Genomic DNA, 21,041 nt, shown 5'->3' with positions numbered 1-21,041 from the left:
CCGACCCCGGACGACCTCACAGGACGTGCTGGACGTGACGGCGGGCCACGGTGGCGATGACGTCGTCGCCGTCGGCCTCCCAGACCCGCTTGTTGAAGATCTCCACCTCGATGTCGCCGTCATAGCCCGCGGCGTCCACCGCGCGGCGCAGGGCGCCCACGTCGGCGTGGCCGTCGCCGACCATGCCCCGGCCCAACAGGGCGTCGGAGGGGATGGGCAGCTCCCAGTCGCAGGCCTGGAAGGAGGCGATGCGCCCGCCCGCCCCGGCGCGGGCGATCTGCTCCCACACCTGGGGGTCCCACCACACGTGGTAGGCGTCCACCACCACGCCGACGGCGGCGGCGTCGAAGCGCTCGGCCATGTCCAGCGCCTGGCCCAGCGTGGAGAGCACCGCACGGTCGGCGCAGAACATCGGGTGCAGGGCCTCCAGGGCGAGCCGGACCCCGCGCTCGGCGGCGTAGGGGACCAGTTCGGCGAGCGTGTCCGCCACGCGCGCGCGGATCCCGACCAGGTCGCGGTCGCCCTCGGGCATACCGCCCACGACCATGACCAGGCAGGGCGCGCCCAACTCGGCGGCCTCGTCGATCGCCCGCCGGTTGTCGTCCAGCGCCGCGGCCCTGTCGGAGTCGGTCAGGAATCCGGCACGGCAGTAGGAGGACACGCGCAGCCCGCTCTCGCGGACCAGGTGCGCGGCCCGGGCCAGGCCGACCTCGGCGACCGGCTCGCGCCACACGCCGATGGCGGGCAGCCCCGCGCGCAGGCAGCCGTCCAGGGCCTGGACCAGGCTCCAGTACTTGACGGTGGCCTGGTTGAGCGAGAGCCGTGACAGCCGGGGGTCACCGGGCCGGGGGGTGGGTACCGCCGCGGGCAGGCCGGAGGGCACGTCCACCACCGTGGGCACGGCCGCCGTGGCGTCGTCGGGAATCGTACTCACTGCCGCACCCCCGAGACCTCGAGAAGCGCCCGCATCCGTGCCGCCGCCAGGTCGGGGTCGCTCAGGGCTCCGGCGGTGTCGGCCAGGCGCACCGCCTGGGCCAGGTGGGGCAGGTCGCGGGCGCTGTGCAGCCCGCCCACCATGTGGAAACCCTTCTGGTGGCCGTTGAGCCAGGCCAGGAAGGTGATACCGGTCTTGTAGTAGAAGGTGGGCGCGGTGAACAGGTGCCGGGCCAGGGGGACCGTGGGATCCATCAGGGCCCGGTAGCGCCCGGTGTCGCCCTCGTCCAGGGCCGCCAGCGCGCGGGCGGCGGCCGGGGCGATGGCGGCGAAGACGCCCAGCAGGGCGTGGGAGTGGCCGTGCTCGTCGCCCAGGACCAGGTCCGGGTAGTTGAAGTCGTCCCCGGTGTACAGGCGCACCCCCTCGGGAAGCAGGCGGCGCAGCCGCACCTCCAGGGAGGCGTCGAGCAGGGAGACCTTGATGCCCTCCACCTTCGCCGCGTGCTCGGCGATGAGGGCGGCCACCGGCTCGATCGCCTCGGCCGGGTCGGCGTACCCCCAGTACCCGGCCAGGGCCGGGTCGAAGGCGGTGCCCAGCCAGTGCAGGATGACCGGCTGGTCGGCCTGGCGCAGCAGGCGGCCGTAGACCTTGGCGTAGTCGTCGGGGCCGGAGGCGACGGCGGCCAGGGCACGGGAGGCCATCAGGATGGGGGTGGCACCGGCGTCCTGGACGACGTCGAGCTGTTCCCCGTACGCGGTGATAACGCTTTCCAGATCGGCGTGCGAAGGCTCGAGCTGATCGGTGCCCACACCGCAGGCCAGGGCGGCGCCGCGCGCGGCGGCCTCCGCCCCCGACCTGCGGATCAGCTCGGCCGTGGCCGCCCAGTCCAGGCCCATGCCGCGCTGGGCGGTGTCCATGGCGTCGGCCACGCCGAGCCCCTGGTCCCACAGGTGGTGGCGAAAGGCCAGGGTGGCGTCCCAGTCCAGGCGGGCGGGCGCTCCCGGGGCGTTGGGGGCGAGGGGGTCGGCGACCACGTGGGCCGCCGCATAGGCGGTGCGCGAGCGCGCGGGGGGCAGCGGTGAGGTTTCTACGGGGGTGCCGACCAGGGTGTAGGGGGTGGTGGTGCCGTCGGCGTCGGGTAGCAGGAGTGTGCTCATGCGAGGGTGACCTCGTCCAGTTCGATCGTGCGCCCGGTGCGCGCCGACTGCAGTCCGGCCTCGGCCATCTGCAGGCCGCGGGCCCCGGAGAGCAGGTCGTGCGGGAAGGGCGTGTCCAGGACCACGTGGCGCAGGAAGTCCTCCCACTGGGAGCGGAATCCGTTGGGGAACTCGGCGTTGTCGGGCACCGGCTCCCACTGGTCGCGGTAGCGCCCCGGGTCCTCCAGGTCGGGGTTCCACACCGCCTTGGGCGTGGCCGAGCGGTGCTGGGCGCGGCAGGAGCGCAGCCCCGCCACGGCGCTGCCGTGGGTGCCGTCGACCTGGAACTCCACGAGCTCGTCGCGCGCCACGCGCACGTTCCAGGAGGAGTTGATCTGGGCGATGACGCCGTCGTCCAGCTCGAAGATGCCGTAGGCGGAGTCGTCGGCGGTGGCCTCGTAGGGCTCGCCGTTCTCGTCCCAGCGGCGCGGGATGTGGGTGGCCACCTTGGCGGTGACCGCCCGCACCGGGCCGAACAGGTGCTCCAGGATGTAGTGCCAGTGCGGGAACATGTCCAGCACCATGCCGCCGCCCTCCTCGGCGCGGTAGTTCCAGCTCGGGCGCTGGGCGGGCTGCCAGTCGCCCTCGAAGACCCAGTAGCCGAACTCGCCGCGCACCGACAGGATCTGGCCGAAGAAGCCGCTGTCGACCAGCCTGCGCAGTTTGAGCAGGCCGGGCAGGAACAGCTTGTCCTGGACCACGCCGTTGCGCACGCCCGCGTCGCGGGCCAGCTTGGCCAGCTCCAGGGCGGAGCTGAGCGTACTCGCGGTGGGCTTCTCGACGTAGACGTGCTTGCCCGCGGAGATGGCGGCGCGCACGGCGGCCTCGCGGGCGTGTGTGATCTGGGAGTCGAAGTAGATCTTGACGTCGTCGTCGGAGAGTACGGAGTCCAGGTCCGTGGACCAGCGCTCGATTCCGTGGCGTTCGGCGATCTCGCGCAGTTTGCGTTCGGAGCGCCCGACCAGGACGGGCTCGGGGATGATCCGGGAGCCGTCGGGCAGGCGCACTCCGCCCGCCTCCCGGATGGCCAGGATCGACCGGGTCAGGTGCTGCCGATATCCCATGCGTCCGGTGACGCCGTTCATAGCGACACCCAGCACGTGATCACCCATAGGTTGTTACCATCCTTCCGTGTGAAAGCGCTTTCCAGCGTACGCCAAACCCCTCCTTCGCACCAGAGGGGGCCCGGGACCAGCCACGACGCCACTGGTCCGTACCGGATGCGCGGGAAACCGGACGCGACGCCGACGTAGGGGTCCCGAGCGTGGGCCGGCCCCCGGGGCGTGCACGAGTGAGCGCGTGTCCTCGCTGGTCAGCGCGGGCGGCCCGGGTCAGGGCAGCAGGGAGCGCAGCCTGGCCGCGTGGCCGTCCAGCACACCGCGGTCGGCCTCCTCCCACACCGCCTGGACGGAGAAGGAGTCGCCCGCGAAGCGCGGGAAGACGTGCAGGTGCACATGGAAGACCTCCTGGCCCGCCGCCTCGCCGTCGGCCAGGAACAGGTTGACCCCCTCGCAGCGCACACTCCCAGAGTCGGTGCCCCGCGCGGCGGCGCGCAGGGCCTCACCCACACGCCGGGCCACCCCCCACAACCGCCCGCCCAGCGCGTCGTCGACCTCGCCCAGCCCCACCAGGTGCTCGCGCGGCACCACCAGCACGTGCCCCGGCGTGACCGGATACAGGTCCATGAAGGCCAGCACCAGGTCGTCGGCGTAGACGACGCTGCCCTGGGCCCGGCCGTCCCTGATCAGACAGAACACGCAGTCGCTCACCGCAGGACTCCTCCGCTGGGGAGTTCCACCGTGACACGGCATCGCTCGGCCGTCACCCGCTTTTCGGCGAGCGGGCACGCCCGCGCCACCACTCCTAGGTACGCGGCGCCGCCGCACGGGACCTCCTCCGCGCCGCCCCCTCCCCCGCCCTCGGCACCGGCGCCACGCGCACGCGCAAGCGCGCCTGAAGGTGTCCGGTAAGTGTCCCTTGGGAACTTTGGGGCACTGTGCGAGCCAAGACAAAAGCCACCGAAAAGCCCATGGTCAAGCGACACCGCGCGCAGCAGGCCCGCCCCACGATGCTGACCAGGCCAACTCCTGCTACCGTGCGGATCGCGAACTACGGGATGATTTAGGAGACCTGAACATGGTCCAACAGACTCGCGAGCAGTGGGGGACGCGCGCGGGCTTCCTGATGGCGGCGATCGGCTCCGCCGTCGGCCTGGGCAACATCTGGCGATTCCCCTACATCGCCTACGAGAACGGCGGCGGTGCCTTCCTGGTGCCCTACCTCGTCGCCCTGATCACCGCGGGTATCCCGCTGCTGATCCTCGAATACAGCATCGGGCACCGCTACCGCTCCTCCGCGCCGCTGTCCTACCGGCGCATCGCCAGGCCCGCCGAGGCCATCGGCTGGTGGCAGGTGGCCATCTGCTTCGTGATCGCGGTCTACTACGGGGCCATCATCGCCTGGAGCTGCGCCTACCTGGTCTTCTCCGTGCGCCAGTCCTGGGGTGAGGCCCCCAACGCCTTCTTCTTCGGCGACTACCTCCAGATGAGCGAGGCGCCGGGCGCGATCTCGGGCTATGTTCCCGGAGTCGCCCTGCCGCTCATCGGCGTGTGGGCCGTGGTGCTGCTGATCCTGGCGCTGGGCATCCGCAACGGCATCGAGAAGGCCAACAAGATCTTCATCCCGCTGCTGGTGGTGCTGTTCCTGGTCCTGGTCGTCCAGGCGCTCACCCTCGACGGAGCGGCCACGGGCCTGGACGCGCTGTTCACCCCCGACTGGGGCGCCATGCTCAACGGGAGCGTGTGGGTGGCCGCCTACGGGCAGATCTTCTTCTCGCTGTCCATCGGCTTCGCCATCATGGTCACCTACGCCTCCTACCTGCGGCGCAAGACGGACCTGACCGGGACCGCGATCACGGCGGGCTTCGCCAACAGCTCCTTCGAGCTGCTCGCCGGTATCGGCGTGTTCGCCGCCCTGGGCTTCATGGCCACCACCGCCGGCACCGGTGTCGACGAGGTCGCCACCTCCGGTATCGGCCTGGCGTTCGTCGCCTTCCCGCAGATCATCTCCACCCTGCCCTTCGGCGGCGCCCTGTTCGGCGTGCTCTTCTTCGGCTCCCTGACCATCGCGGGAGTCAGCTCGCTGATCAGCATCGTGGAGGTCAACATCTCGGCCGTGCGGGACCGCACCGGCCTGGGCCGCGTCCCGGCCGTGCTGCTGGTGGGCGGCCTCACCGCGCTGGTCTCGATCCTGCTCTTCCCCACACCGCAGGGGCTGCACTACCTGGACGTGTTCGACCACTTCATCAACCAGTACGGCATCGCCCTGGCCGCCCTGGTGATGCTGCTCGTGTTCGGATGGGCCCTGCGCAGGCTGCCGGTGTTCCAGAACCACGCCAACACGGTCTCCACCATCCGGCTCGGCCTGTGGTGGAAGATCGCCCTGGGCGTCATCACACCCGTCCTGCTCGGCTTCATGATGTGGGACAGCCTGCGCACGGAGCTGGCCGAGGACTACGGCGGCTACCCCTTCGAGTTCCTGCTCACCGCCGGATGGGGCGTGGCCATCGGCGCGATCGTCTTCGGCATCGTCCTGTCGGTCCTGCCCTGGAAGCGGGCTGACGAGCTGGCCGCCCAGGACGCCCGGAACCTCACGGCCACGGGCGCCGAGACCACGAAGAAGGAAGGAGACCGCTGATGTCCACCAGCGCGATCGTCATGATGGTCGTCTCCATCGTCCTGCTGTGGGGCGGCCTCGTCGCGGCCGTCATGCACCTGCGCCGCCACCCCGAGGAGCCCGGCTCCGAGTAGTCCGGGGCACCGCGGACGCGGACGGAACACGGGGCGGTGGACACCTGGCACGGTGTCCACCGCCCCGCTCGCGTCCACGGCCCCGCACGCGAGGGCAGGGGCCCCGGGCCTGGTGACCCGGGGCCCCTGCCGCCTCCCGGACCGCGGTCGTGACTCCGCCCGGTCCGGGGAACACGCCCTACTTCGCGGCGAACTCCCGCACGATGCGCTCGCAGAAAGCGGGCAGGTCGTCGGGGTTGCGGCTGGTGGTGATCCCCTGGTCGGTGACCACCTCCTCCTCCACCGTGGTGCCGCCCGCGTTGCGGATGTCGGTGCGCAGGCTGGGGTAGGAGGTCACCCTGCGCCCCCGCACCACGTCCGCCTCCACCAGGATCCACGGACCGTGGCAGATGGCGGCCACGGGCTTGCCCGACTCCACGAAGCCGCGCACGAACTCCACCGCGTTCTCGTCCTGGCGCAGGTTGTCCGGGTTGACGGTCCCGCCGGGGACCACCAGGGCGTCGTAGTCGCCCGCCCCGACCTCGGAGACCACACGGTCCACCGCGAACTGGTCCGCCGGTTCGATGTCGCCGTTCATCGCCTGGATCTTCCCGGACTCGAGTGAGACCAGGTCGATGTCGGCGCCCTCCTGCGTCAGCGCCTCGCGCGGTTTGACGAGCTCCACCTGCTCGACACCGTTCGCCGCCAGGATCGCGACCCGGCGGCCGTTGAGCGTGTCGGCCATGGCTACCCCCTCAGCTCGACCTTCCGGCACCCTTTCGTGCCGCGTTGGCGCCTCTACCCGCAGGACCCCTTCCACTCACATGGGCTGCCGCACGGCCGAGGGATCCCGCACACGGTGGGCCGGACCGCGCACCCGTACACAAGAACCCGAACCCGGCACGGCGGCCGGGGATCGGACCGCACACACCCCCGACCCGAGGAGAGGCCGTGCCCGCGACCCGTCACCTGTACCTGGCCCGCCACGCCGAGGCCGACCACCACCAGGGGACCCTCACCGAGCAGGGCCGCCGCCAGGCCGCCCTGCTCGGCCGAAGACTGCGCGAGGCGGATGTGGAGGCCCTCTCTACCACGGCCCCCTCCCGCGCACCGCCCAGACCGCCCGCCTGGCGGCCGAACAGCTGGGGACCGAACCGGTCGCGGCCCCCGAGGCGGGCGACTACACACCCCACCTGCCCACCCGCGCGCAGATACCGCCCCGGTACGCCGACACGGTCCTGGACTTCGTCGACTCGCTGCCCGAACACGAGCGCCTCCCGGGCCCCGGCCTGGCCCGCCGCGCACTGGAGCGCTTCACCGGACCGGCCCGGGGCGACAGGGAGCTCCGCGAGGCGGTCATCACCCACGCCCACCCGATCGGCTGGCTGCTGTGCACCGCACTGGGGGCGCCCGCATGGCGGTGGGTGACCCTGGCCCCGGACAACGCGGCCCTGACCGTCCTGCGCTACGACACGGACCGGCCCGCGACGGTCCTGGCGTTCAACGACACCTCCCACCTGGCCTGACCCCCGTCCTTGGTCGAGGGGCCGACGCGATCGCCTGCACGAGCGCACGGACCACGGCAGGGGTGCCGACCGCGCCGGGGAGGGCACCGTCCACCGCACCGGGGCCGCGCACAGCAGGGCGAAGGACCGCCCGCCGGTCCGCGGGCCCTTCAGGGCTCTCTAGCCCAGGCTGCCCTGGGTGCCCTCCCACACCCCGGCGGGAATCCGCTCCAGCAGGTCGATCACGGCGTCGGCCCGCGCCTGGACCCGTTCGGTGTCCAGGCGCCCCCGCTCCCAGGAGAGCAGGTACCGGCCACCGAAGCGGAACGGGACGGGGCCCTGCCGGGACAGCAGCCACGCACGCGTGTCCTGCCCCAGGACGGTCCCGGGGAAGGCGTCGCCGTCGGTGGCCACCCTGAACCGCTTGTCGAACCCGGCCTGCCCCGAGATCCAGGGGTGCGCGCCCGCCACGGGGAGCGGCGGGGCCGGGGAGGCGCCCACCTCCTCCACCTGCAGCAGCGGAACGGCCTCGGGCAGGGCGGCCGCTACCACGGTGTACACGTGCGTGACGGTCCGGTTGTGGTGCTGGGGGTGGGGAGCGGTGTAGCCGTACTCATAGGCCATGACCCGGCGGCCGCGCCGCTCGGCGCACAGCACGTGCCTGGTCCGGGCGTTGGAGCGCCGCTCCAGGAACGGGACGCCGTCGAACCGGTCGACCAGCTCGGGCCGTTCCCGGTCATAGCGCCACCCCCGGCACCGGGCCCAGGCGGCCAGGGCCCGGGAGCGGTGGCGTTCGGCGGCCGTACCCGCGACCGCCATCGCACCGACACCGACGACCGTCAGGGCCACGATCACCAGGACCAGGACAGTGGGGCTCTCCATGGGGGACTCCTCGTCCGAAGTGCGGCTCTTCCCCTCTTCCCCACTGAGACGCGGCCCACTCCCTCTCCGGTTCCCGTTCTCCCCCCCACGGTTCGGGGCCCGACCGGCCCGCGCCGGGAGGGCGCCGCGCGGCGCCCTCCCAGCAGCCGGAGCCGGGGTCAGTCCGCGGTGAAGACCTTGCCCGGGTTGAAGATCCCCCGCGGGTCCAGGGCGTCCTTGACCGCCCGGTGCATCCGCAGCACCTGCGGCCCCATCTCCTTGGCGGCGCCGCGCATCTTCAGCAGGCCCACGCCGTGCTCACCGGTGACCGTGCCGCCCAGGGCCAGCGCCTCCTCCACGATCACCTCGAAGGCCTCCTGCGCGCGCTTCTTGGCGGCCTCGTCACCGGCCGGAACGATGAACAGGGGATGCAGGTTGCCGTCGCCGGCGTGCGCGATGTTGCCGATCCGGGTCTCGAAACGCTCCCCGATCCGCTCGATGCGCTCCAACATCAACGGCAGCTTCGCCTTGGGCAGGCACATGTCCTCGGTCAGCAGCGGACCGAGCCGCTCCAGCGCCGGATAGGCCAGACGGCGGGCCTCGAACAGGGCCTCGGCCTCCTCCTGGTCGGTGGAGCGCACCGCGTAGACCGCCCCCTCCCCCCGGAAGCACTCCAGGATGCGGTCGGCCTCCTGCTCGCCCGCGGCCCCGGGCTGGTCGCTGCGCGCCAGCAGCAGCACCTCGCCCTCGGCGGACAGGCCCATGTTCTTCCAGGAGTCCACCGCCTCCAGGCAGAACCGGTCGATCAGCTCCATCGCGGAGGGGACCACCCCGGCGGCCGAGACCGCCGCCACCGCGCGCCCGGCCTGCACCAGGGAGTCGAAGTAGCCCACCACCGTGTGCTCGGTGCCGGTGCGCAGCGGCCGCATCCGCAGCGTCACCTCGGTGACCATGCCCAGGGTTCCCTCCGAGCCCACCATGAGCCCGCACAGGTCGTAGCCGGTCACCCCCTTGGCGGTGGCGCGGCCCAGCCTCACCACCTCGCCCGAGCCCACGACCGCCTCCATGCCCAGCACGTAGTCCCGGGTGACCCCGTACTTGACGCAGCACAGACCGCCCGCGTTGGTGGCCACGTTCCCGCCGATGGTCGACCAGGGGGAGGAGGCGGGGTCGGGCGGGTACCACAGGCCGTCCCGGGCCACCCTCGCACGCAGGTCGTCGTTGACCACCCCGGGCTGCACGGTGGCCGTCTGCTGGACGGGGTCGACCTCCAGGACGCGGTCCATCCGCTCGAAGGAGACCACCACCCAGCCGTCCACGGCGTTGGCCGCCCCCGACAGCCCCGTGCCCGCGCCGCGCGCGACCACCGGAACGCCCGCGTCGGCGCACACACGCACGACGGCCGCGACGTCCTCGGTCCCGCGCGGGCGCACGACCGCGGCGGGGAGACCGTGGGAGGCCCACTCGGCCTCGTCGTGGGAGTAGCCCTCCATGACCTGGGGGTCGGTGACCACCTGTTCCGCGCCGACCGCTGTCCTCAGCCTCTCGGCGATCCCGGACATGGGCATCCTCCTCACCACGGTGCTCCGGCGCTCCGCTGCGCCGACGCCGCCAGCACTCTAACCGGACACCCCGCCCCGAAGGCACCGCCGCCCCGGTCGGGGGCGCGGGGAGCATCCGCGCAGAAAGCGCCGCGACCGTCGCGTGCACCACCGCGCGAGGGCCCCGGCGTCTTAGCATGGTCCTTCGGCCAGTGAAGGAGCACCCATGAAGACAGTCCTGGTCACCGGCGGTACCGGAACCCTGGGAAGCCTCGTCGTGGAACGCCTGCGCCGAGCCGGGCACCAGGTACGCAGCCTGAGCCGCCACCCCGCCCCCCAGGACCCCTCCTCCTTCTCCGTGGACCTGCGCAGGGGGACCGGACTGGCCGACGCCGTCCAGGGCGCGGACACCGTCGTGCACTGCGCCACCACACCCGCCGGCGGAGACATCGGGTCCGCCGCCCACCTGCTCCGCGCGCTACGCCGGGCGGGCGTCAAACACCTGGTCTACATCTCCATCGTCGGCGTGGACCGGATACCGCTGGGCTACTACCGGAACAAGCACACCGTGGAACGGGCCCTGGAGGCCTCCGGCCTGGGCTGGTCTGTGCTGCGCGCCACCCAGTTCCACGACCTGGTCCTGACCCTGTGCGCGGGCGCGGCCCGCCTTCCGCTCATGCCCGTGCCGCAGGTGGAGGTGCAGCCCGTGGACGCCGGGGAGGTCGCCGCCCGCCTTACGCGGCTGGCCGAGGGCGACCCCGTCGGGCGCGTCCCGGACATGGGCGGCCCGCGCGTGGAGTCCTTCCACGACCTGGCCGGCGCCTACCTGTCCTGGGCGGGGCCGGAGCGGCGCCTGCTGCCGGTGCGCCTGCCGGGGTCCGTCTTCGCCGCCTACCGGGAAGGGCACCACCTGAGCCCCGAGCGGGCGGTCGGCACGGTCACCTTCCAGGAGTTCCTGGACCGCCGCACCACTGGTTGAACAAAGCGTTGAAAATATACTGTTGACAAGTGGGGGTGCGGGCTCCACGCTGAGGACATGACCGAACCACGGCCCGAGAACGCCTTCGCCCAGCCCGACCCCGGCGCCGCCCGCCGCACGCGCACCCACCAGGCGCTGGTACGCATCACCGAGCGGCACGCCGACGGCGAACACCGCCGCCGCTGGGACGAGCACCACATGCCCATGCCGCCCCTGGACGCCCTGCGCCGCGTCGCCGACCTGGCCGCAGGCAGCGCCCTGCCCGAAGAGGGCTCCCCGGCGGTGGACCAGGACGACCTCACCGCCGCCCTGACCCTGGTGCCCTGGGCGCGCGCGGAGTTCGACCAACTGGAGGCCGGACTGCTGCAGATGTCCAAGGGACGCGGCATGACCTGGCAGGAGATCGCCTTCGGCCTGGGACTGGGCTCGGCCCAGGCCGCCCGCCAACGCCACGAACGCCTCGCCCAGCGCGCCGACACCTGAAGACCGCACACGTCCGAGCCGGGGCGAGGGCTCCGGCCTCCTCAGGGGGCGGACCGGGGGCTCAGACCCGCTCCAGGGGGACGTGGGGCCCTTCGGGCACCTGCACATGAACGGGCATACCGGGCTCGACGGGGCCGCTGGCCACGACGACGCCCATCACCCCGGCCCTGAGCACCAACGCCCCGTCCTCACCGCGGTGCACGACCTGCTTGAGCAGCCCTGGGGAGAAACCGTCGATCTGCAGGCACGGGTTGCGCAGACCGGTGATCCGAACACTGGCCCGATCCCCCAAGCGCAGGACGGTACCGGTCGACAGCGCCAGCAGGTCCAGCCCGCGTGTGGTGACGTTCTCCCCCAGCTGGCCGGGGCCGACCGAGAACCCGGCCCCGGCGACCTCGTCGAGGAGTTCGGCGTGGAGCAGGTGGACCTGGCGCAGGTTGGGCCGGGTCGGGTCCACGGCCACCCGGGAGCGGTGCTGGACGGTGGCGCCCAGGTGGGCGTCTCCCTCCACACCCAGCCCCGCCAGGAGACGGATCCCCGGCAGCACATCCTTGCTGAAGGTGTGTCCGGCGCTGCTGCTGACCGACTCCACCACCGGGCCCATGGAACGCCCCCTCCTTCACGCGACGCCCACAACCTAACCATCCCCGGATCCGCCCGCATACAGCCGCGGTACCGGATACAGGCCGAACTCCAGGGTGGTGACGCCGTCGGCCGCCCACCCGTGGCGGCGACCGAACCAGCTCAGCCCGCCGCCCAGGGTGTACCCGGCCACGCCGACCACCGGGGACACACCGCACCCCCGTGGCATGCTGGAGGCATGGAACGGGTGATGCTGGACCTGCGCTTCGCGCCCGAACTGCGCTTCTTCCTCACCCCGCGGCACCGGCACGGACCGGTGCGCGTGGAGACGGAGCCCACCTCCACCGTGGGCCACGTCGTGCAGTCCCTGGGCGTACCGCTGACCGAGGTCGGACCCCTGCACGTCAACGGCCACCCGCGCCCGCCCTCCCACCGCCCCGGCACGGGCGACGTCGTCGACGTCGAAGCCGTGCGATGGCCGCAGACCCCGCCCTTCGACCACACGCGGTTCCTGCTCGACGTCCACCTGGGCACCCTGGCCCGCCGCCTGCGCCTGCTGGGCGTGGACACCGCCTACGACAACGACCGCGACGACGAGGAACTGGTGGAACAGGCCAATGCCGAGGAGAGGGTGCTGCTCACCCGCGACCGCGGGCTCCTGCACCGCAGAAGCCTGCGCGCCGGCGCCCACATACACCAGGACCGCCCCGACGACCAGCTGCGCGAGGTCCTGGAGCGGTTCGCCCCCTCACTGCACCCGTGGACACGGTGCCCGGCGTGCAACGGCGCGCTGGCACCGGTGGCCAAACACCAGGTCCAGGGTCGCCTGGAGCCGGGCACCCGCGCCACCTACGAGGCGTTCGCACGCTGCCGCTCCTGCGGCCGGGTGTACTGGCCTGGCGCCCACCACTCACACCTGACCCGTATCGTGCGCCAGGCCCAGGAGCTCGTCTCCTCACGCCCGGACTCCACCTGAACGCGGGACCCGGAACAGGCCCCGGACGCGACCGCGCCGACCGGATCCGCACCCGCACCCGGGCTCTGCCCGGCTCCCGCACGAAGGGGGCCCGCGCACCCCCTCCCCCAGGGGCGGGACGCGGCCGCCGATGTGCCACCATGTCGGCGTGGACGTCACCGCGCACATCAACGCCCTGGACCGTGAAGGCCGCATGATGGCCGATTCCGCCGCCGCCACCGGCCTCGACGCCGCCGTGGCCACCTGCCCCGGATGGCGGGTGCGCGACCTGATCACCCACACCGGCCAGGTGCACCGCTGGGCCGCGGCGCACGTGGCCTCCGGCAACGGCGGACCACCGGTACGGGGACAGACCGCCAAGGCGGTGTTCCCCCACCCCGGGGACGACACCCTCCTGGACTGGTTCCGCGAGGGCCACGCCCACCTGGTGAAGACCCTCTCCGACGCCGCCCCCGACACCGAGTGCCTCACGTTCCTGCCCGCGCCCTCACCCCTGGCGTTCTGGGCGCGCCGCCAGGCCCACGAGACCACCGTCCACCGCGTCGACGCCCAGTCGGCGCACCCGGACCACGCCCCCGCCCCCGGAGAGGGCGCGATCGACCCCGTCGACCCGGCGCTGGCCGCCGACGGAGTGGAGGAACTCCTCCTGGGTTTCTTCGCCAGGCCCGGCGGCCCGCTGGTGGCCGACCCCCCGCTGGTGCTGTCCCTGGAGGCCACCGACACCGGACAGGGCTGGACGGTGTCGCTGACCCCCACCGGCCGCACGAACACGCGCGGAAGCGCCCCCGACGCCGACACCACCGTGACCGGACCGGCGCACGAGCTGTACCTCCTGCTGTGGAACCGCTCCACCGGCGACCGGTGCACGGTCACCGGCGAGCGAAGGGCCCTGGACCTGTGGCGCGAGCGCGCACAGGTCCAGTGGCGCCGCTGAGACACCGCAAGGCTCCCTGCCCTCCCTGCCCCGGCGGGCCGAAGCAGGACACGGGCCGACCCCACCGGTGCGCGGCGAACCCCTCTCCGAGTTGACCTCAACCCAACTTGAGTTCCTAGCCTCGTCGTGGCACACGCAACGACCAAGGAGACCCGACCATGTCCGAGGCCGCACACCGGGCGGGGGCACGCCAATGGGCGGGACTGGTCGTACTGTCCCTGCCCGCCCTGGTGATCGCACTGGACTTCACCGTGCTGCACCTGGCCGTGCCGCACCTGAGCGCCGACCTGCAGCCCACGAGCACACAGATGCTCTGGATCGTGGACATCTACGGCTTCATGATCGCCGGACTCCTGATCGCCATGGGCACACTGGGCGACCGGATCGGCCGTCGCAGGCTGCTGCTGACCGGAGCGCTCGCGTTCGGCGCCGCCTCGGTGCTGGCCGCCCTGGCCACCAGCGCCGAGGTCCTGATCCTGGCCCGCGCACTCCTCGGCGTCACCGGGGCCACCCTGCTGCCCTCCACCCTGTCACTGATCAGCAACATGTTCCGCGACCCGGTACAGCGCAGGTTCGCCATCGCGGTGTGGTCGGCCAACTTCATGCTCGGAGGCGCCCTCGGGCCGCTGGTGGGCGGCGCCCTGCTGGAGGCGTTCTGGTGGGGTTCGGTCTTCCTTCCGGCGGTACCGGTGATGCTCATCCTGCTCGTCCTCGGCCCGCTGGTGGTACCGGAGTACCGCTCCGCGGCGGCGGGCCGCCCGGACCTGGCCAGCGTCGTGCTGGCGATCGCCTCGATCCTGCCCGTGGTGTACGGGATCAAGGAGGCGGCCAAGGACGGCCCGACCGCGGCGTCCCTGCTCTCCATCGCCGCCGGCGCCCTCCTGGGATGGGTCTTCGTGCGGCGGCAGCGGCGGCTGGCCGACCCGCTGCTCGACCTGGGACTCTTCTCCCACCGCGGCTTCAGCGTGTCCCTGGGCGCCCAGACCACCGGCCTGTTCGTCCTGGGAGCCGTCCAGTTCTTCGTCATGCAGTACCTGCAGCTGGTCCTTGGCCTGTCGCCCCTGGCGGCCGGTCTGTGGACCGTGCCCGCGATGGTCGCGGGCGTGGCCGCGAACCTGCTGGTCCCCCTGCTCTCCCGCAGGATGGGACCGGTGCGCGTGATCACGGGAGCGTTCGCCCTGGGCGTGGTCGGCCTCGTCCTGATCGCCGCGGCCGGCCCCCTCGGACTGGCCCTGACCGTGGCCGGGTTCACCCTGCTCAACCTCGCGCTCAACCCCGCGATGGTGCTGACCTACGACATGATCATCAGCAGCGCCCCGCCCGAGCGCGCCGGGACGGCCTCGGGCACCGCCGAGACCGGGAACGAGCTGGGGATCGCCCTCGGCGTGGCAATCGCCGGAAGCCTGGGCGCCGCCGTCTACCGCCGCCGACTGAGCGGGGCCACCCTCCCCGAGGACACACCGCCGGACGCGGTCGAGGCCGCACGCGACACCCTCGGCGGCGCGGTGGCCGCCGCCGGAGACCTGGCCGGCCCCGGCGGCGAACGACTGCTCACCGTGGCACGAGAGGCCTTCGTGCAGGGGATGCAGGTCACCACCGTCATGCTGGCGGTACTGCTGGGGGCCGTCACCCTCACGGCCGCCCTGCTCCTGCGCGGGACGGCAGCGGGCGCACGCACCCCCCACAGCGACGACGGGCACGACCACCAGGACACGAACCGGACCAGGGCCTGAAGTCCCGCCCCGCTTCCCCAGGTTCTGCCTCCTCCGAGCACGAGCGCTGGCAGAACCACCGGCGAAGTGACCTGCTCAGTTCCTGCGCGCGGTCACCAGAGCGAAGGAGAGGAACTCCCCGCCGTCCGTGGTGAGCATGTCGATGACGGGCCGGTGTGCGCTCCGGCCGTCCGGCTGGTGCTCGGCGCATGCCCGGGCCCACAGCAGCCAGTCCCGCCAGGCGTCCTGCTGCAGCCGCGCGGACGTGACCTCCACCAGTTCGGTGGTCTCCCACTGGAAGCGCCACCACTCCGCCGTGTGCCAGGCCATCGCCTCCCAGCCGACCACCTTCTTGATGTGGGGCGGGATGGCCCCGAGCTCCCGGACCTCCCGTGTCATGGCGGGAGTGGCCACGGCCAGCTGCCCGCCGGGGCGAAGGAACCGCACCAGGTAGGGCAGGTAGTTGTCCGCCGTACCGAAGTACTCGAACGCGTCGACGCTCACGATGGCGTCGAAGCCCTCCTCCTCGAACGGCAAGGCGTGCGCCTCGGCTCGCACGGCCTCCACCTGGCCGCCGACACCCGCTTCGGCGAAGACGGCCGCAGCGTCCTCAGGGGCGATCCACCAGTCGGCCGCGACGACCCGGGCACCGTACTCGCGGGCCAGGAACACCGACGTGGCTCCCTTGCCGGAGCCGAGGTCGAGAACCCGCATCCCCGGGCGCAGACCGAGGTCACGGGCGAGATCCTCCAGCAACCACAACGGGTTCGGCCCCATGTCAAGGTCGAGCAACCAGGCGGGGTCATAGCGGGAGGAGCGCGGATAGCGGTCCGGGCGCAGGAGATCATTCACAGCAGTCACGAGTACGAACCCAAGCCGATCCTCCTCCCGAGCGCAACCCGGTCTCGCCTCACCACGCTCACGCCGCCGGGCCTGTGGAGGGGCCGGCCCGGACCCGTCAGGTCCCCCCTCCGAGAACGGCCAGGACAACGAGTCGTCTGCGCGGGCGGACACACGCTAGTCGGACTGTTCGGGAGGACGCGCGCCCCTGGGACGGGCACGAAGGTGCGCGCGTTCGCCCTGTCTGCCGAACAGACTGAGGAACTCGACCGGCCCGGTGCCGGCGGCACCGAACCAGTGCGGCACACGGGTGTCGAACTCGGCGGCCTCACCGGGTGAGAGCACCAGGTCGTGTTCGCCGAGCACGACCCGCAGCCGCCCGTTGAGGACGTAGAGCCACTCGTAGCCCTCATGGGTCTGCGGATCGGGTTCCCGACGGCCGTCGGCCGGGATCACCAGCTTGTACGCCTGGATACCGCCGGCCCGGCGGGTCAGGGGCAGCATGGTCATGCCGTGCATGGTGACCGGGCGCAGGTGGATGCGCGGATCCCCGGTGGGCGGGGCGTCGACGAGCTCGTCGAGGGTGACCCCGTGGACCCTGGCCAGAGGAAGCAGGAGTTCCAGGGTCGGCCTACGGGCACCGGACTCCAACCGGGACAGGGTGCTCACCGAGACGCCGGTGGCCTCCGACAGCTCGGCCAGCGTGATCTCCCGTTGCTGGCGCAGTGCGCGCAGGCGGTGCCCCACCGCTCCGAGCGTGCGGTCGAGGTCGTGGCCGGGATCATGGTCCATGACACCACCTTGCCATGGCGGCAACGCGGATTGCCCGAACGAGGGCGGGCTCACACGCTTGCCGTGAGGGCACCGCGGTACCCGACCATGCCGGCACCCCGACCACGGAGCACACCACGCCCCGGTCCCGACCGGGCCCGCGGGCACCGACGGCCTAACCAGTCCACGTACCCGGTCTCCGCCCTGCTGACACGATGGCCTGTGGGCACGGCACCGCTGAGGCGACGAAGGGAACGGATGGGCGACGACGAAGACCTGGACCTCGCACACCGGATGGCCGACCTCGCCGGACGGATCGCGATGAGCGACCTCGCCGCGGGCGGCCACGAAGCCGAGAGGAAGAGCGACGGCAGCCCCGTCACCCCGACCGACCGCCGCATCGAGCGGGAACTGCGTGCGCTGATCGCCCACGAGCGTCCGCGCGACGCCTTCACCGGCGAGGAGTTCGGCGACAGGGGAAGCGGCCCGCGCCGGTGGATCGTCGACGCGGTCGACGGCACCCGGAGCTTCCTCGCCGGCGAACCGGAATGGGGAACGCTGATCGCCCTCACGCACGACCACCGCGTCCGTCTGGGCCTGGTCATCGCCCCGGCCCTGGGCCGGCGCTGGTGGGCGATGCCGGGCGAGGGCGCGTGGACGGCGGTCGAACCGTGGCCGCCACGGCCCGGTGGGTCCGCCCGCGCCCTGAGCGTCACGGCCACGGCCCGTCTGGAGCGCGCCTCGGTCGGGATCTGGCCGCCCCCGCAGCGCATCACCGACCACGCCCGCCGGGCGGCCGCCGCACTCGCCGACCGCTCAGGGCGCGTGGTCCCCGCATGCGACTGGACCGGTCACGGGCACGCGGAGGCCACACCTGCCAAACCCTCGACCGGTTCCGGCACCTGCCACGGCGGGCTGCTCGTGGCCACGGGCCGACTGGACGCCTTCCTGCTGGTGGGCGCGGGCCCCTGGGACGTGGCCGCCCTCGTGCCGATCGTCCGTGAGGCGGGCGGCTCCTTCAGCGACCTCGCCGGTGGGGACCGGTTCGACACCGGAGCCGCGCTGTTCGGCAACACCCGCCTGCACGCGGAGGCCCTGCACGCCGTGCGGTCCGCGACCTGAGGACCCCGGCACCGCTGTCAGCGCGGTGCGTCCGCCTCAAGGTACAGAGCGCGCACGGCCTCGACGAAGCCGCGGCGGCACCCCGGTGGGCGGGCACACCGCAACACCGGACACAGTGCAGGTAGGACGTCTCCGCCGCCATCCCGGTACGCCTGCTCCGGGGCCGACCGTCCGGTGGGGACGGCCACCCCCGGCCGGGAGTACACCGGACATTCCATACGGAGGGTTACGGGTTTCCCCTCATTGAATACGGAGAGTTACATTTGCGACGCTTTCCGTAGGACACCCGAGGAGGACCCATGAGGCGCCTGTCCATCATTGCCCTGTCCGCCACCGCCGCACCCGCCTCAGCCGAGGCGGGCGGCGCCCTCGACGCTCCCGTCGACGTCATCGTGCAGGTCATCGAGCTGCTGGCGTAGGCGCATGGCGGTCGATGTCCCCGGGGCCGCACCAGGTCGGCCCCGCGCCACGTCCGCCGCCGGAAAGAGCCGGGCGGGGTTCCAGCGCGTGACCCCGCCCGGTGTCCGGTCAGGGGGTCACCGCCGGGCCCTGAAGCGCTCCTCCTCAGGCCCGGCAACAAGCCCCAACCCCCGCATGAGCAGAGCCCCCGCGCGAGGCTTGGTCGCGCGGGGGCTCTCGCATCTCGCCGGACCTCGCGGATCCCCCGATACCGGCGGTCCGGCGCGGGCCGCGCGCTCAACCCCCCGTCGGCGCCCGACCCCCGCACCCGCGCCGTATCCTCCCGGAGCCACACGGCCGTGGAGGCCGCCCCCCGTGGCCCACGGGGCGCGCAGGTACGCACCCGCCTGCCTACCCGCTTCACCGCGGGCAAACATCGGCCGGTCCCTTACCTGGCCCCTGGTGGCACGTTCCTTACCGACCCCCCTCGTCTAGGGAGCTTCGCGGTCCATGGCGGGAGAAGCCGCGAACCCCCGCTCCTCGAACCACTCGTACAGAGCAACGGCGCGCCGGAACCCTGCGGGGGCGTCCTGCGGGGTGAGGGGGATGAGCAGGATGTTCCAGGCATAGGGCACCACGTCCGTGGACGGGTTGGGATGGACCTCGTAGCGGAACCCCTCGTCCTCGCACGCGTGCTCTCCGGCCGCCACGGCCCGCGGGAGGAACTCACGCACCATGGACAGGACCTGACCCCGGTCCAGATGACCCAGGTCGGCCGACACCAGGAAACGCGAACCCGGAGCGGGCACGCCCGGCTCGGTACGCGGCGGCTCCTCCCGCAGCAGGTCCCGGGTGCGCTCGGCCAGGTACCTGCGCGCGGCGGGCTCGCCGCTCGGACGGGGAACGGGAAGTCGGTCGGTCATCGACTGCGCCTCATCTCTGACAGGACCCGCTGTTGCCGCGCGATCCGGGTGCGGACCCTTTGGGCGAGGCGGTGGACGACCGCCTCCGGGTCCCGTTCGTGGAACAGGATCTCACCCATTCCCGTGGTGGTGAGGTGCTCCAGCTCCGCTCGGGCCCTCTCCACCTGGTCGGCCAGATCCGCAACAGCGGTGCGGGGTTCGTCCAGACCGCTTCGGCGGACGGCCGCGGCGTCGCCGCTGCGCCACCCCCGGCTCAGCTCCGCCAGCCGTTGCGCGTCACCGCGTGCGTAGGCCTCGTTGACGAGCTGCGTGAACTCCTCGCGCCGCGCGCGGTCGGCCTCGTCCTCGGCGAGATCGGGATGGCATCGCCGGATCAGGTCGCGGAACAGCCGACGCGTCTCGGTGGTGATCTGGGGACGCGGCCGCTCACCGTCCTCCTCGGGTTCGGCCTCTGCCGCCTGCGCCGCCCAGGCCGATTCCCGTGCCCGCTCCCGGGCCGCCTCGGCGTCGCGCCTGGCCTCCGGTCCGTCCTCGTGCCGCACCCGTAGCGCGGCGATGCACGCCTCGATCTCGTCCAGCTCCGCGTAGAGGGGCGCCATGATCCGGTCGTGGAAATGGGTGAAGGCTTCCAGACGGGACTTGGCGGCGGCCAGTTCCAAGCGCAGGTCGGCCAGTTCCTCCGCCAGCACGGCCAACTCGCCGACGAGCCGTTCGCGCTCAGGGTCCCGCCAGAGCACGGTCGCGCCGGCGTCATGGGTCGTCATACCGGGATCCGCCTCACCGGGTCCTCCGCCGCTTGCCGAAATCTCTGGGAACGCCGACATCCTACGGCGTGCCGGGGATCGAGGAGGATCACCACGGCCCCAGGCCAAGGCCGAGGATGCGGCGCGAAACGCGCGGACCTTTGCTTGAAGGCCTGCAGCCCACCGGGCCTGCGAGTCAGCGGGATGACGGTCATGCCGCTGTGGGTGCGTGGCCGGGGGTGCACCCGTGGGCCACCGTCGGCCGGGGCGCCGACGAGCGGTACCTGCTAGGCCCTCGCCAGAGGAAGCAGCAGCTCCAGGCCCGGCTTACGGTGGCCCGACTCCAGACGGGAGAGGGTACTGACCGCGATCCCGGTGGCCTCCGCCAGCACGGCCAGGGTGGCCCCACCGCGACGGCGCAACTCGCGAAGCCGCGGACCGACCGCGCTGAGCACGGCACCGAACCCGTCCTCGTCGCTCCTACACCGACCATGCCCACTTTTTTGCTGTTCCCGCAAAGAACTTTGTCGAGCAGCCGTCGGCGGGGGCAGATTGGTGCCGAAGGCGCGCACGATGACCCGACACAGCGACCGATACGACGCGGTGACCGACGGCGGCCAGCCCCGCAACGCGCCGTCAGCGCACACGCCCAAGGCACAGACCCGGCACGACCCCTTCTCCGCACGAGCGGAGGCACGCCTTTGCGAGCAGATCACCGGCCACCGGCGCCACGGCCTCTGACCACACCGGAC

The 21,041-nt window shown here is 72.5% G+C and carries 23 protein-coding genes and 1 pseudogene; 10 read left to right on the top strand and 14 right to left on the bottom strand.

All coding sequences use genetic code 11. The features are described from left to right. Window positions 1–16: 16 nt before the first annotated feature. The 4 genes from A6A08_RS03930 to A6A08_RS03915 form a co-directional block, all read right to left on the bottom strand. The gene (locus A6A08_RS03930) at window positions 17–934 is read right to left on the bottom strand and encodes a sugar phosphate isomerase/epimerase (protein ID WP_242422103.1); all 918 of its coding nucleotides are present in this window, start codon (window positions 932–934) and stop codon (window positions 17–19) included. Next, the gene (locus tag A6A08_RS03925) at window positions 931–2,091 is read right to left on the bottom strand and encodes a dihydrodipicolinate synthase family protein (protein WP_073701137.1); all 1,161 of its coding nucleotides are present in this window, start codon (window positions 2,089–2,091) and stop codon (window positions 931–933) included. Before A6A08_RS03925 ends, A6A08_RS03930 begins: the two co-directional genes overlap by 4 nt. Then, window positions 2,088–3,242 carry a Gfo/Idh/MocA family protein gene (locus A6A08_RS03920; RefSeq protein ID WP_073701136.1) on the bottom strand — a complete coding sequence of 385 codons (1,155 nt, stop codon included), beginning with the start codon at window positions 3,240–3,242 and terminating at the stop codon, window positions 2,088–2,090. The genes A6A08_RS03925 and A6A08_RS03920 overlap by 4 nt, the downstream gene beginning before the upstream one ends. A 219-nt stretch (window positions 3,243–3,461) precedes the next feature. Next, window positions 3,462–3,899 (bottom strand): HIT family protein, encoded by a 438-nt coding sequence (locus A6A08_RS03915; protein ID WP_073701135.1) that lies wholly within the window; start codon window positions 3,897–3,899, stop codon window positions 3,462–3,464. 367 nt (window positions 3,900–4,266) lie between these two features. On the opposite strand from A6A08_RS03915, the gene A6A08_RS03910 reads away from it, so the two are divergent. Both A6A08_RS03910 and A6A08_RS03905 read left to right on the top strand, forming a co-directional pair. Then, window positions 4,267–5,826, top strand: a complete 1,560-nt coding sequence (locus A6A08_RS03910; protein WP_073701134.1) for a sodium-dependent transporter — start codon at window positions 4,267–4,269, stop codon at window positions 5,824–5,826. Further along, the gene (locus A6A08_RS03905) at window positions 5,826–5,939 is read left to right on the top strand and encodes a methionine/alanine import family NSS transporter small subunit (RefSeq protein WP_073701133.1); all 114 of its coding nucleotides are present in this window, start codon (window positions 5,826–5,828) and stop codon (window positions 5,937–5,939) included. Before A6A08_RS03910 ends, A6A08_RS03905 begins: the two co-directional genes overlap by 1 nt. A 178-nt stretch (window positions 5,940–6,117) precedes the next feature. On the opposite strand, the gene A6A08_RS03900 is transcribed toward A6A08_RS03905, so the two are convergent. Further along, window positions 6,118–6,663 (bottom strand): type 1 glutamine amidotransferase domain-containing protein, encoded by a 546-nt coding sequence (locus A6A08_RS03900; protein WP_073701132.1) that lies wholly within the window; start codon window positions 6,661–6,663, stop codon window positions 6,118–6,120. Between A6A08_RS03900 and A6A08_RS29205 the strand changes: the two genes are divergently transcribed. Beyond that, the gene (locus A6A08_RS29205; RefSeq protein ID WP_338013114.1) at window positions 6,554–7,444 is read left to right on the top strand and encodes a histidine phosphatase family protein; all 891 of its coding nucleotides are present in this window, start codon (window positions 6,554–6,556) and stop codon (window positions 7,442–7,444) included. The genes A6A08_RS03900 and A6A08_RS29205 overlap by 110 nt on opposite strands. A 159-nt stretch (window positions 7,445–7,603) precedes the next feature. On the opposite strand, the gene A6A08_RS03890 is transcribed toward A6A08_RS29205, so the two are convergent. Continuing rightward, entirely contained in the window at window positions 7,604–8,305 is a 702-nt protein-coding gene (locus tag A6A08_RS03890) for a hypothetical protein (protein ID WP_073701131.1), read from the bottom strand. Between the two features lie 158 nt (window positions 8,306–8,463). After that, entirely contained in the window at window positions 8,464–9,846 is a 1,383-nt protein-coding gene (locus tag A6A08_RS03885; RefSeq protein WP_073701130.1) for an FAD-binding oxidoreductase, read from the bottom strand. A gap of 205 nt (window positions 9,847–10,051) precedes the next feature. On the opposite strand from A6A08_RS03885, the gene A6A08_RS03880 reads away from it, so the two are divergent. Beyond that, window positions 10,052–10,804 carry an SDR family oxidoreductase gene (locus A6A08_RS03880; RefSeq protein ID WP_073701129.1) on the top strand — a complete coding sequence of 251 codons (753 nt, stop codon included), beginning with the start codon at window positions 10,052–10,054 and terminating at the stop codon, window positions 10,802–10,804. A 57-nt stretch (window positions 10,805–10,861) separates the two neighbouring features. Further along, window positions 10,862–11,287, top strand: a complete 426-nt coding sequence (locus A6A08_RS03875) for a DNA-binding protein (protein WP_073701128.1) — start codon at window positions 10,862–10,864, stop codon at window positions 11,285–11,287. Window positions 11,288–11,348: 61 nt separating this feature from the next. On the opposite strand, the gene A6A08_RS03870 is transcribed toward A6A08_RS03875, so the two are convergent. Together A6A08_RS03870 and A6A08_RS27370 are read right to left on the bottom strand one after the other, a co-directional pair. Then, complete coding sequence (locus A6A08_RS03870; RefSeq protein WP_073701127.1) at window positions 11,349–11,891, bottom strand: MOSC domain-containing protein; 543 nt, start codon at window positions 11,889–11,891, stop codon at window positions 11,349–11,351. A 33-nt stretch (window positions 11,892–11,924) separates the two neighbouring features. Beyond that, complete coding sequence (locus A6A08_RS27370) at window positions 11,925–12,080, bottom strand: hypothetical protein (protein WP_242422102.1); 156 nt, start codon at window positions 12,078–12,080, stop codon at window positions 11,925–11,927. Window positions 12,081–12,119: 39 nt separating this feature from the next. Between A6A08_RS27370 and A6A08_RS03860 the strand changes: the two genes are divergently transcribed. The 3 genes from A6A08_RS03860 to A6A08_RS03850 all read left to right on the top strand — a co-directional run bounded on the left by A6A08_RS03860 (window position 12,120) and on the right by A6A08_RS03850 (window position 15,512). Continuing rightward, the gene (locus A6A08_RS03860) at window positions 12,120–12,845 is read left to right on the top strand and encodes a Mut7-C RNAse domain-containing protein (protein WP_073701125.1); all 726 of its coding nucleotides are present in this window, start codon (window positions 12,120–12,122) and stop codon (window positions 12,843–12,845) included. A gap of 148 nt (window positions 12,846–12,993) precedes the next feature. Further along, window positions 12,994–13,779, top strand: coding sequence for a maleylpyruvate isomerase family mycothiol-dependent enzyme (locus A6A08_RS03855; protein WP_083608838.1), 786 nt, complete (start codon window positions 12,994–12,996; stop codon window positions 13,777–13,779). 158 nt (window positions 13,780–13,937) lie between these two features. After that, window positions 13,938–15,512, top strand: a complete 1,575-nt coding sequence (locus tag A6A08_RS03850; RefSeq protein WP_073701123.1) for an MFS transporter — start codon at window positions 13,938–13,940, stop codon at window positions 15,510–15,512. A gap of 75 nt (window positions 15,513–15,587) precedes the next feature. Here the strand turns inward: A6A08_RS03850 and A6A08_RS03845 are convergent, their stop codons facing one another. Together A6A08_RS03845 and A6A08_RS03840 are read right to left on the bottom strand one after the other, a co-directional pair. Next, entirely contained in the window at window positions 15,588–16,352 is a 765-nt protein-coding gene (locus tag A6A08_RS03845) for a cyclopropane-fatty-acyl-phospholipid synthase family protein (RefSeq protein ID WP_073701122.1), read from the bottom strand. A gap of 156 nt (window positions 16,353–16,508) precedes the next feature. Then, window positions 16,509–17,123 (bottom strand): helix-turn-helix domain-containing protein, encoded by a 615-nt coding sequence (locus tag A6A08_RS03840; protein ID WP_073701121.1) that lies wholly within the window; start codon window positions 17,121–17,123, stop codon window positions 16,509–16,511. Between the two features lie 237 nt (window positions 17,124–17,360). Here A6A08_RS03840 and A6A08_RS03835 point away from each other — a divergent pair, with 237 nt between their 5' ends. Next, complete coding sequence (locus A6A08_RS03835; RefSeq protein ID WP_073701120.1) at window positions 17,361–18,224, top strand: inositol monophosphatase family protein; 864 nt, start codon at window positions 17,361–17,363, stop codon at window positions 18,222–18,224. A gap of 890 nt (window positions 18,225–19,114) precedes the next feature. Here A6A08_RS03835 and A6A08_RS03830 read toward each other — a convergent pair. The 3 genes and pseudogenes from A6A08_RS03830 to A6A08_RS26945 all read right to left on the bottom strand — a co-directional run. Then, a complete protein-coding gene (locus A6A08_RS03830) occupies window positions 19,115–19,546 on the bottom strand; it encodes a hypothetical protein (protein WP_073701119.1) in 432 nt (143 codons plus the stop codon). Then, window positions 19,543–20,310: a hypothetical protein gene (locus tag A6A08_RS03825; protein WP_073701118.1), complete on the bottom strand. Its 768-nt coding sequence runs from the start codon at window positions 20,308–20,310 to the stop codon at window positions 19,543–19,545. The genes A6A08_RS03830 and A6A08_RS03825 overlap by 4 nt, the downstream gene beginning before the upstream one ends. Window positions 20,311–20,450: 140 nt before the next feature. Then, a pseudogene (locus tag A6A08_RS26945) lies at window positions 20,451–20,744 on the bottom strand (helix-turn-helix domain-containing protein); the annotation flags it as partial. 118 nt (window positions 20,745–20,862) lie between these two features. On the opposite strand from A6A08_RS26945, the gene A6A08_RS27885 reads away from it, so the two are divergent. Next, window positions 20,863–21,030: a hypothetical protein gene (locus tag A6A08_RS27885; protein ID WP_158069257.1), complete on the top strand. Its 168-nt coding sequence runs from the start codon at window positions 20,863–20,865 to the stop codon at window positions 21,028–21,030. Window positions 21,031–21,041 lie beyond the last annotated feature (11 nt).

Source organism: Nocardiopsis sp. TSRI0078 (assembly GCF_001905145.1).
In the GTDB taxonomy this organism is placed as follows: Bacteria; Actinomycetota; Actinomycetes; order Streptosporangiales; family Streptosporangiaceae; genus Nocardiopsis.
This window is presented reverse-complemented; position numbering and strand designations above follow the sequence as displayed.

Bases quoted from the DNA above. Each gene is read 5' to 3' on its own strand.
- A6A08_RS03910 (WP_073701134.1), top strand. From the start codon at position 4,267: ATGGTCCAACAGACTCGCGAGCAGTGGGGGACGCGCGCGGGCTTCCTG.
- A6A08_RS03835 (WP_073701120.1), top strand. From the start codon at position 17,361: ATGGGCGACGACGAAGACCTGGACCTCGCACACCGGATGGCCGACCTC.
- A6A08_RS03890 (WP_073701131.1), bottom strand. From the start codon at position 8,305: ATGGAGAGCCCCACTGTCCTGGTCCTGGTGATCGTGGCCCTGACGGTC.
- A6A08_RS03840 (WP_073701121.1), bottom strand. From the start codon at position 17,123: ATGGACCATGATCCCGGCCACGACCTCGACCGCACGCTCGGAGCGGTG.
- A6A08_RS03875 (WP_073701128.1), top strand. From the start codon at position 10,862: ATGACCGAACCACGGCCCGAGAACGCCTTCGCCCAGCCCGACCCCGGC.
- A6A08_RS03860 (WP_073701125.1), top strand. From the start codon at position 12,120: ATGCTGGACCTGCGCTTCGCGCCCGAACTGCGCTTCTTCCTCACCCCG.
- A6A08_RS03900 (WP_073701132.1), bottom strand. From the start codon at position 6,663: ATGGCCGACACGCTCAACGGCCGCCGGGTCGCGATCCTGGCGGCGAAC.
- A6A08_RS03885 (WP_073701130.1), bottom strand. From the start codon at position 9,846: ATGTCCGGGATCGCCGAGAGGCTGAGGACAGCGGTCGGCGCGGAACAG.
- A6A08_RS03870 (WP_073701127.1), bottom strand. From the start codon at position 11,891: ATGGGCCCGGTGGTGGAGTCGGTCAGCAGCAGCGCCGGACACACCTTC.
- A6A08_RS03925 (WP_073701137.1), bottom strand. From the start codon at position 2,091: ATGAGCACACTCCTGCTACCCGACGCCGACGGCACCACCACCCCCTAC.
- A6A08_RS03825 (WP_073701118.1), bottom strand. From the start codon at position 20,310: ATGACGACCCATGACGCCGGCGCGACCGTGCTCTGGCGGGACCCTGAG.
- A6A08_RS03905 (WP_073701133.1), top strand. From the start codon at position 5,826: ATGTCCACCAGCGCGATCGTCATGATGGTCGTCTCCATCGTCCTGCTG.
- A6A08_RS03850 (WP_073701123.1), top strand. From the start codon at position 13,938: ATGTCCGAGGCCGCACACCGGGCGGGGGCACGCCAATGGGCGGGACTG.
- A6A08_RS03880 (WP_073701129.1), top strand. From the start codon at position 10,052: ATGAAGACAGTCCTGGTCACCGGCGGTACCGGAACCCTGGGAAGCCTC.
- A6A08_RS03830 (WP_073701119.1), bottom strand. From the start codon at position 19,546: ATGACCGACCGACTTCCCGTTCCCCGTCCGAGCGGCGAGCCCGCCGCG.
- A6A08_RS03920 (WP_073701136.1), bottom strand. From the start codon at position 3,242: ATGGGTGATCACGTGCTGGGTGTCGCTATGAACGGCGTCACCGGACGC.
- A6A08_RS27885 (WP_158069257.1), top strand. From the start codon at position 20,863: ATGACCCGACACAGCGACCGATACGACGCGGTGACCGACGGCGGCCAG.
- A6A08_RS29205 (WP_338013114.1), top strand. From the start codon at position 6,554: ATGTCGGCGCCCTCCTGCGTCAGCGCCTCGCGCGGTTTGACGAGCTCC.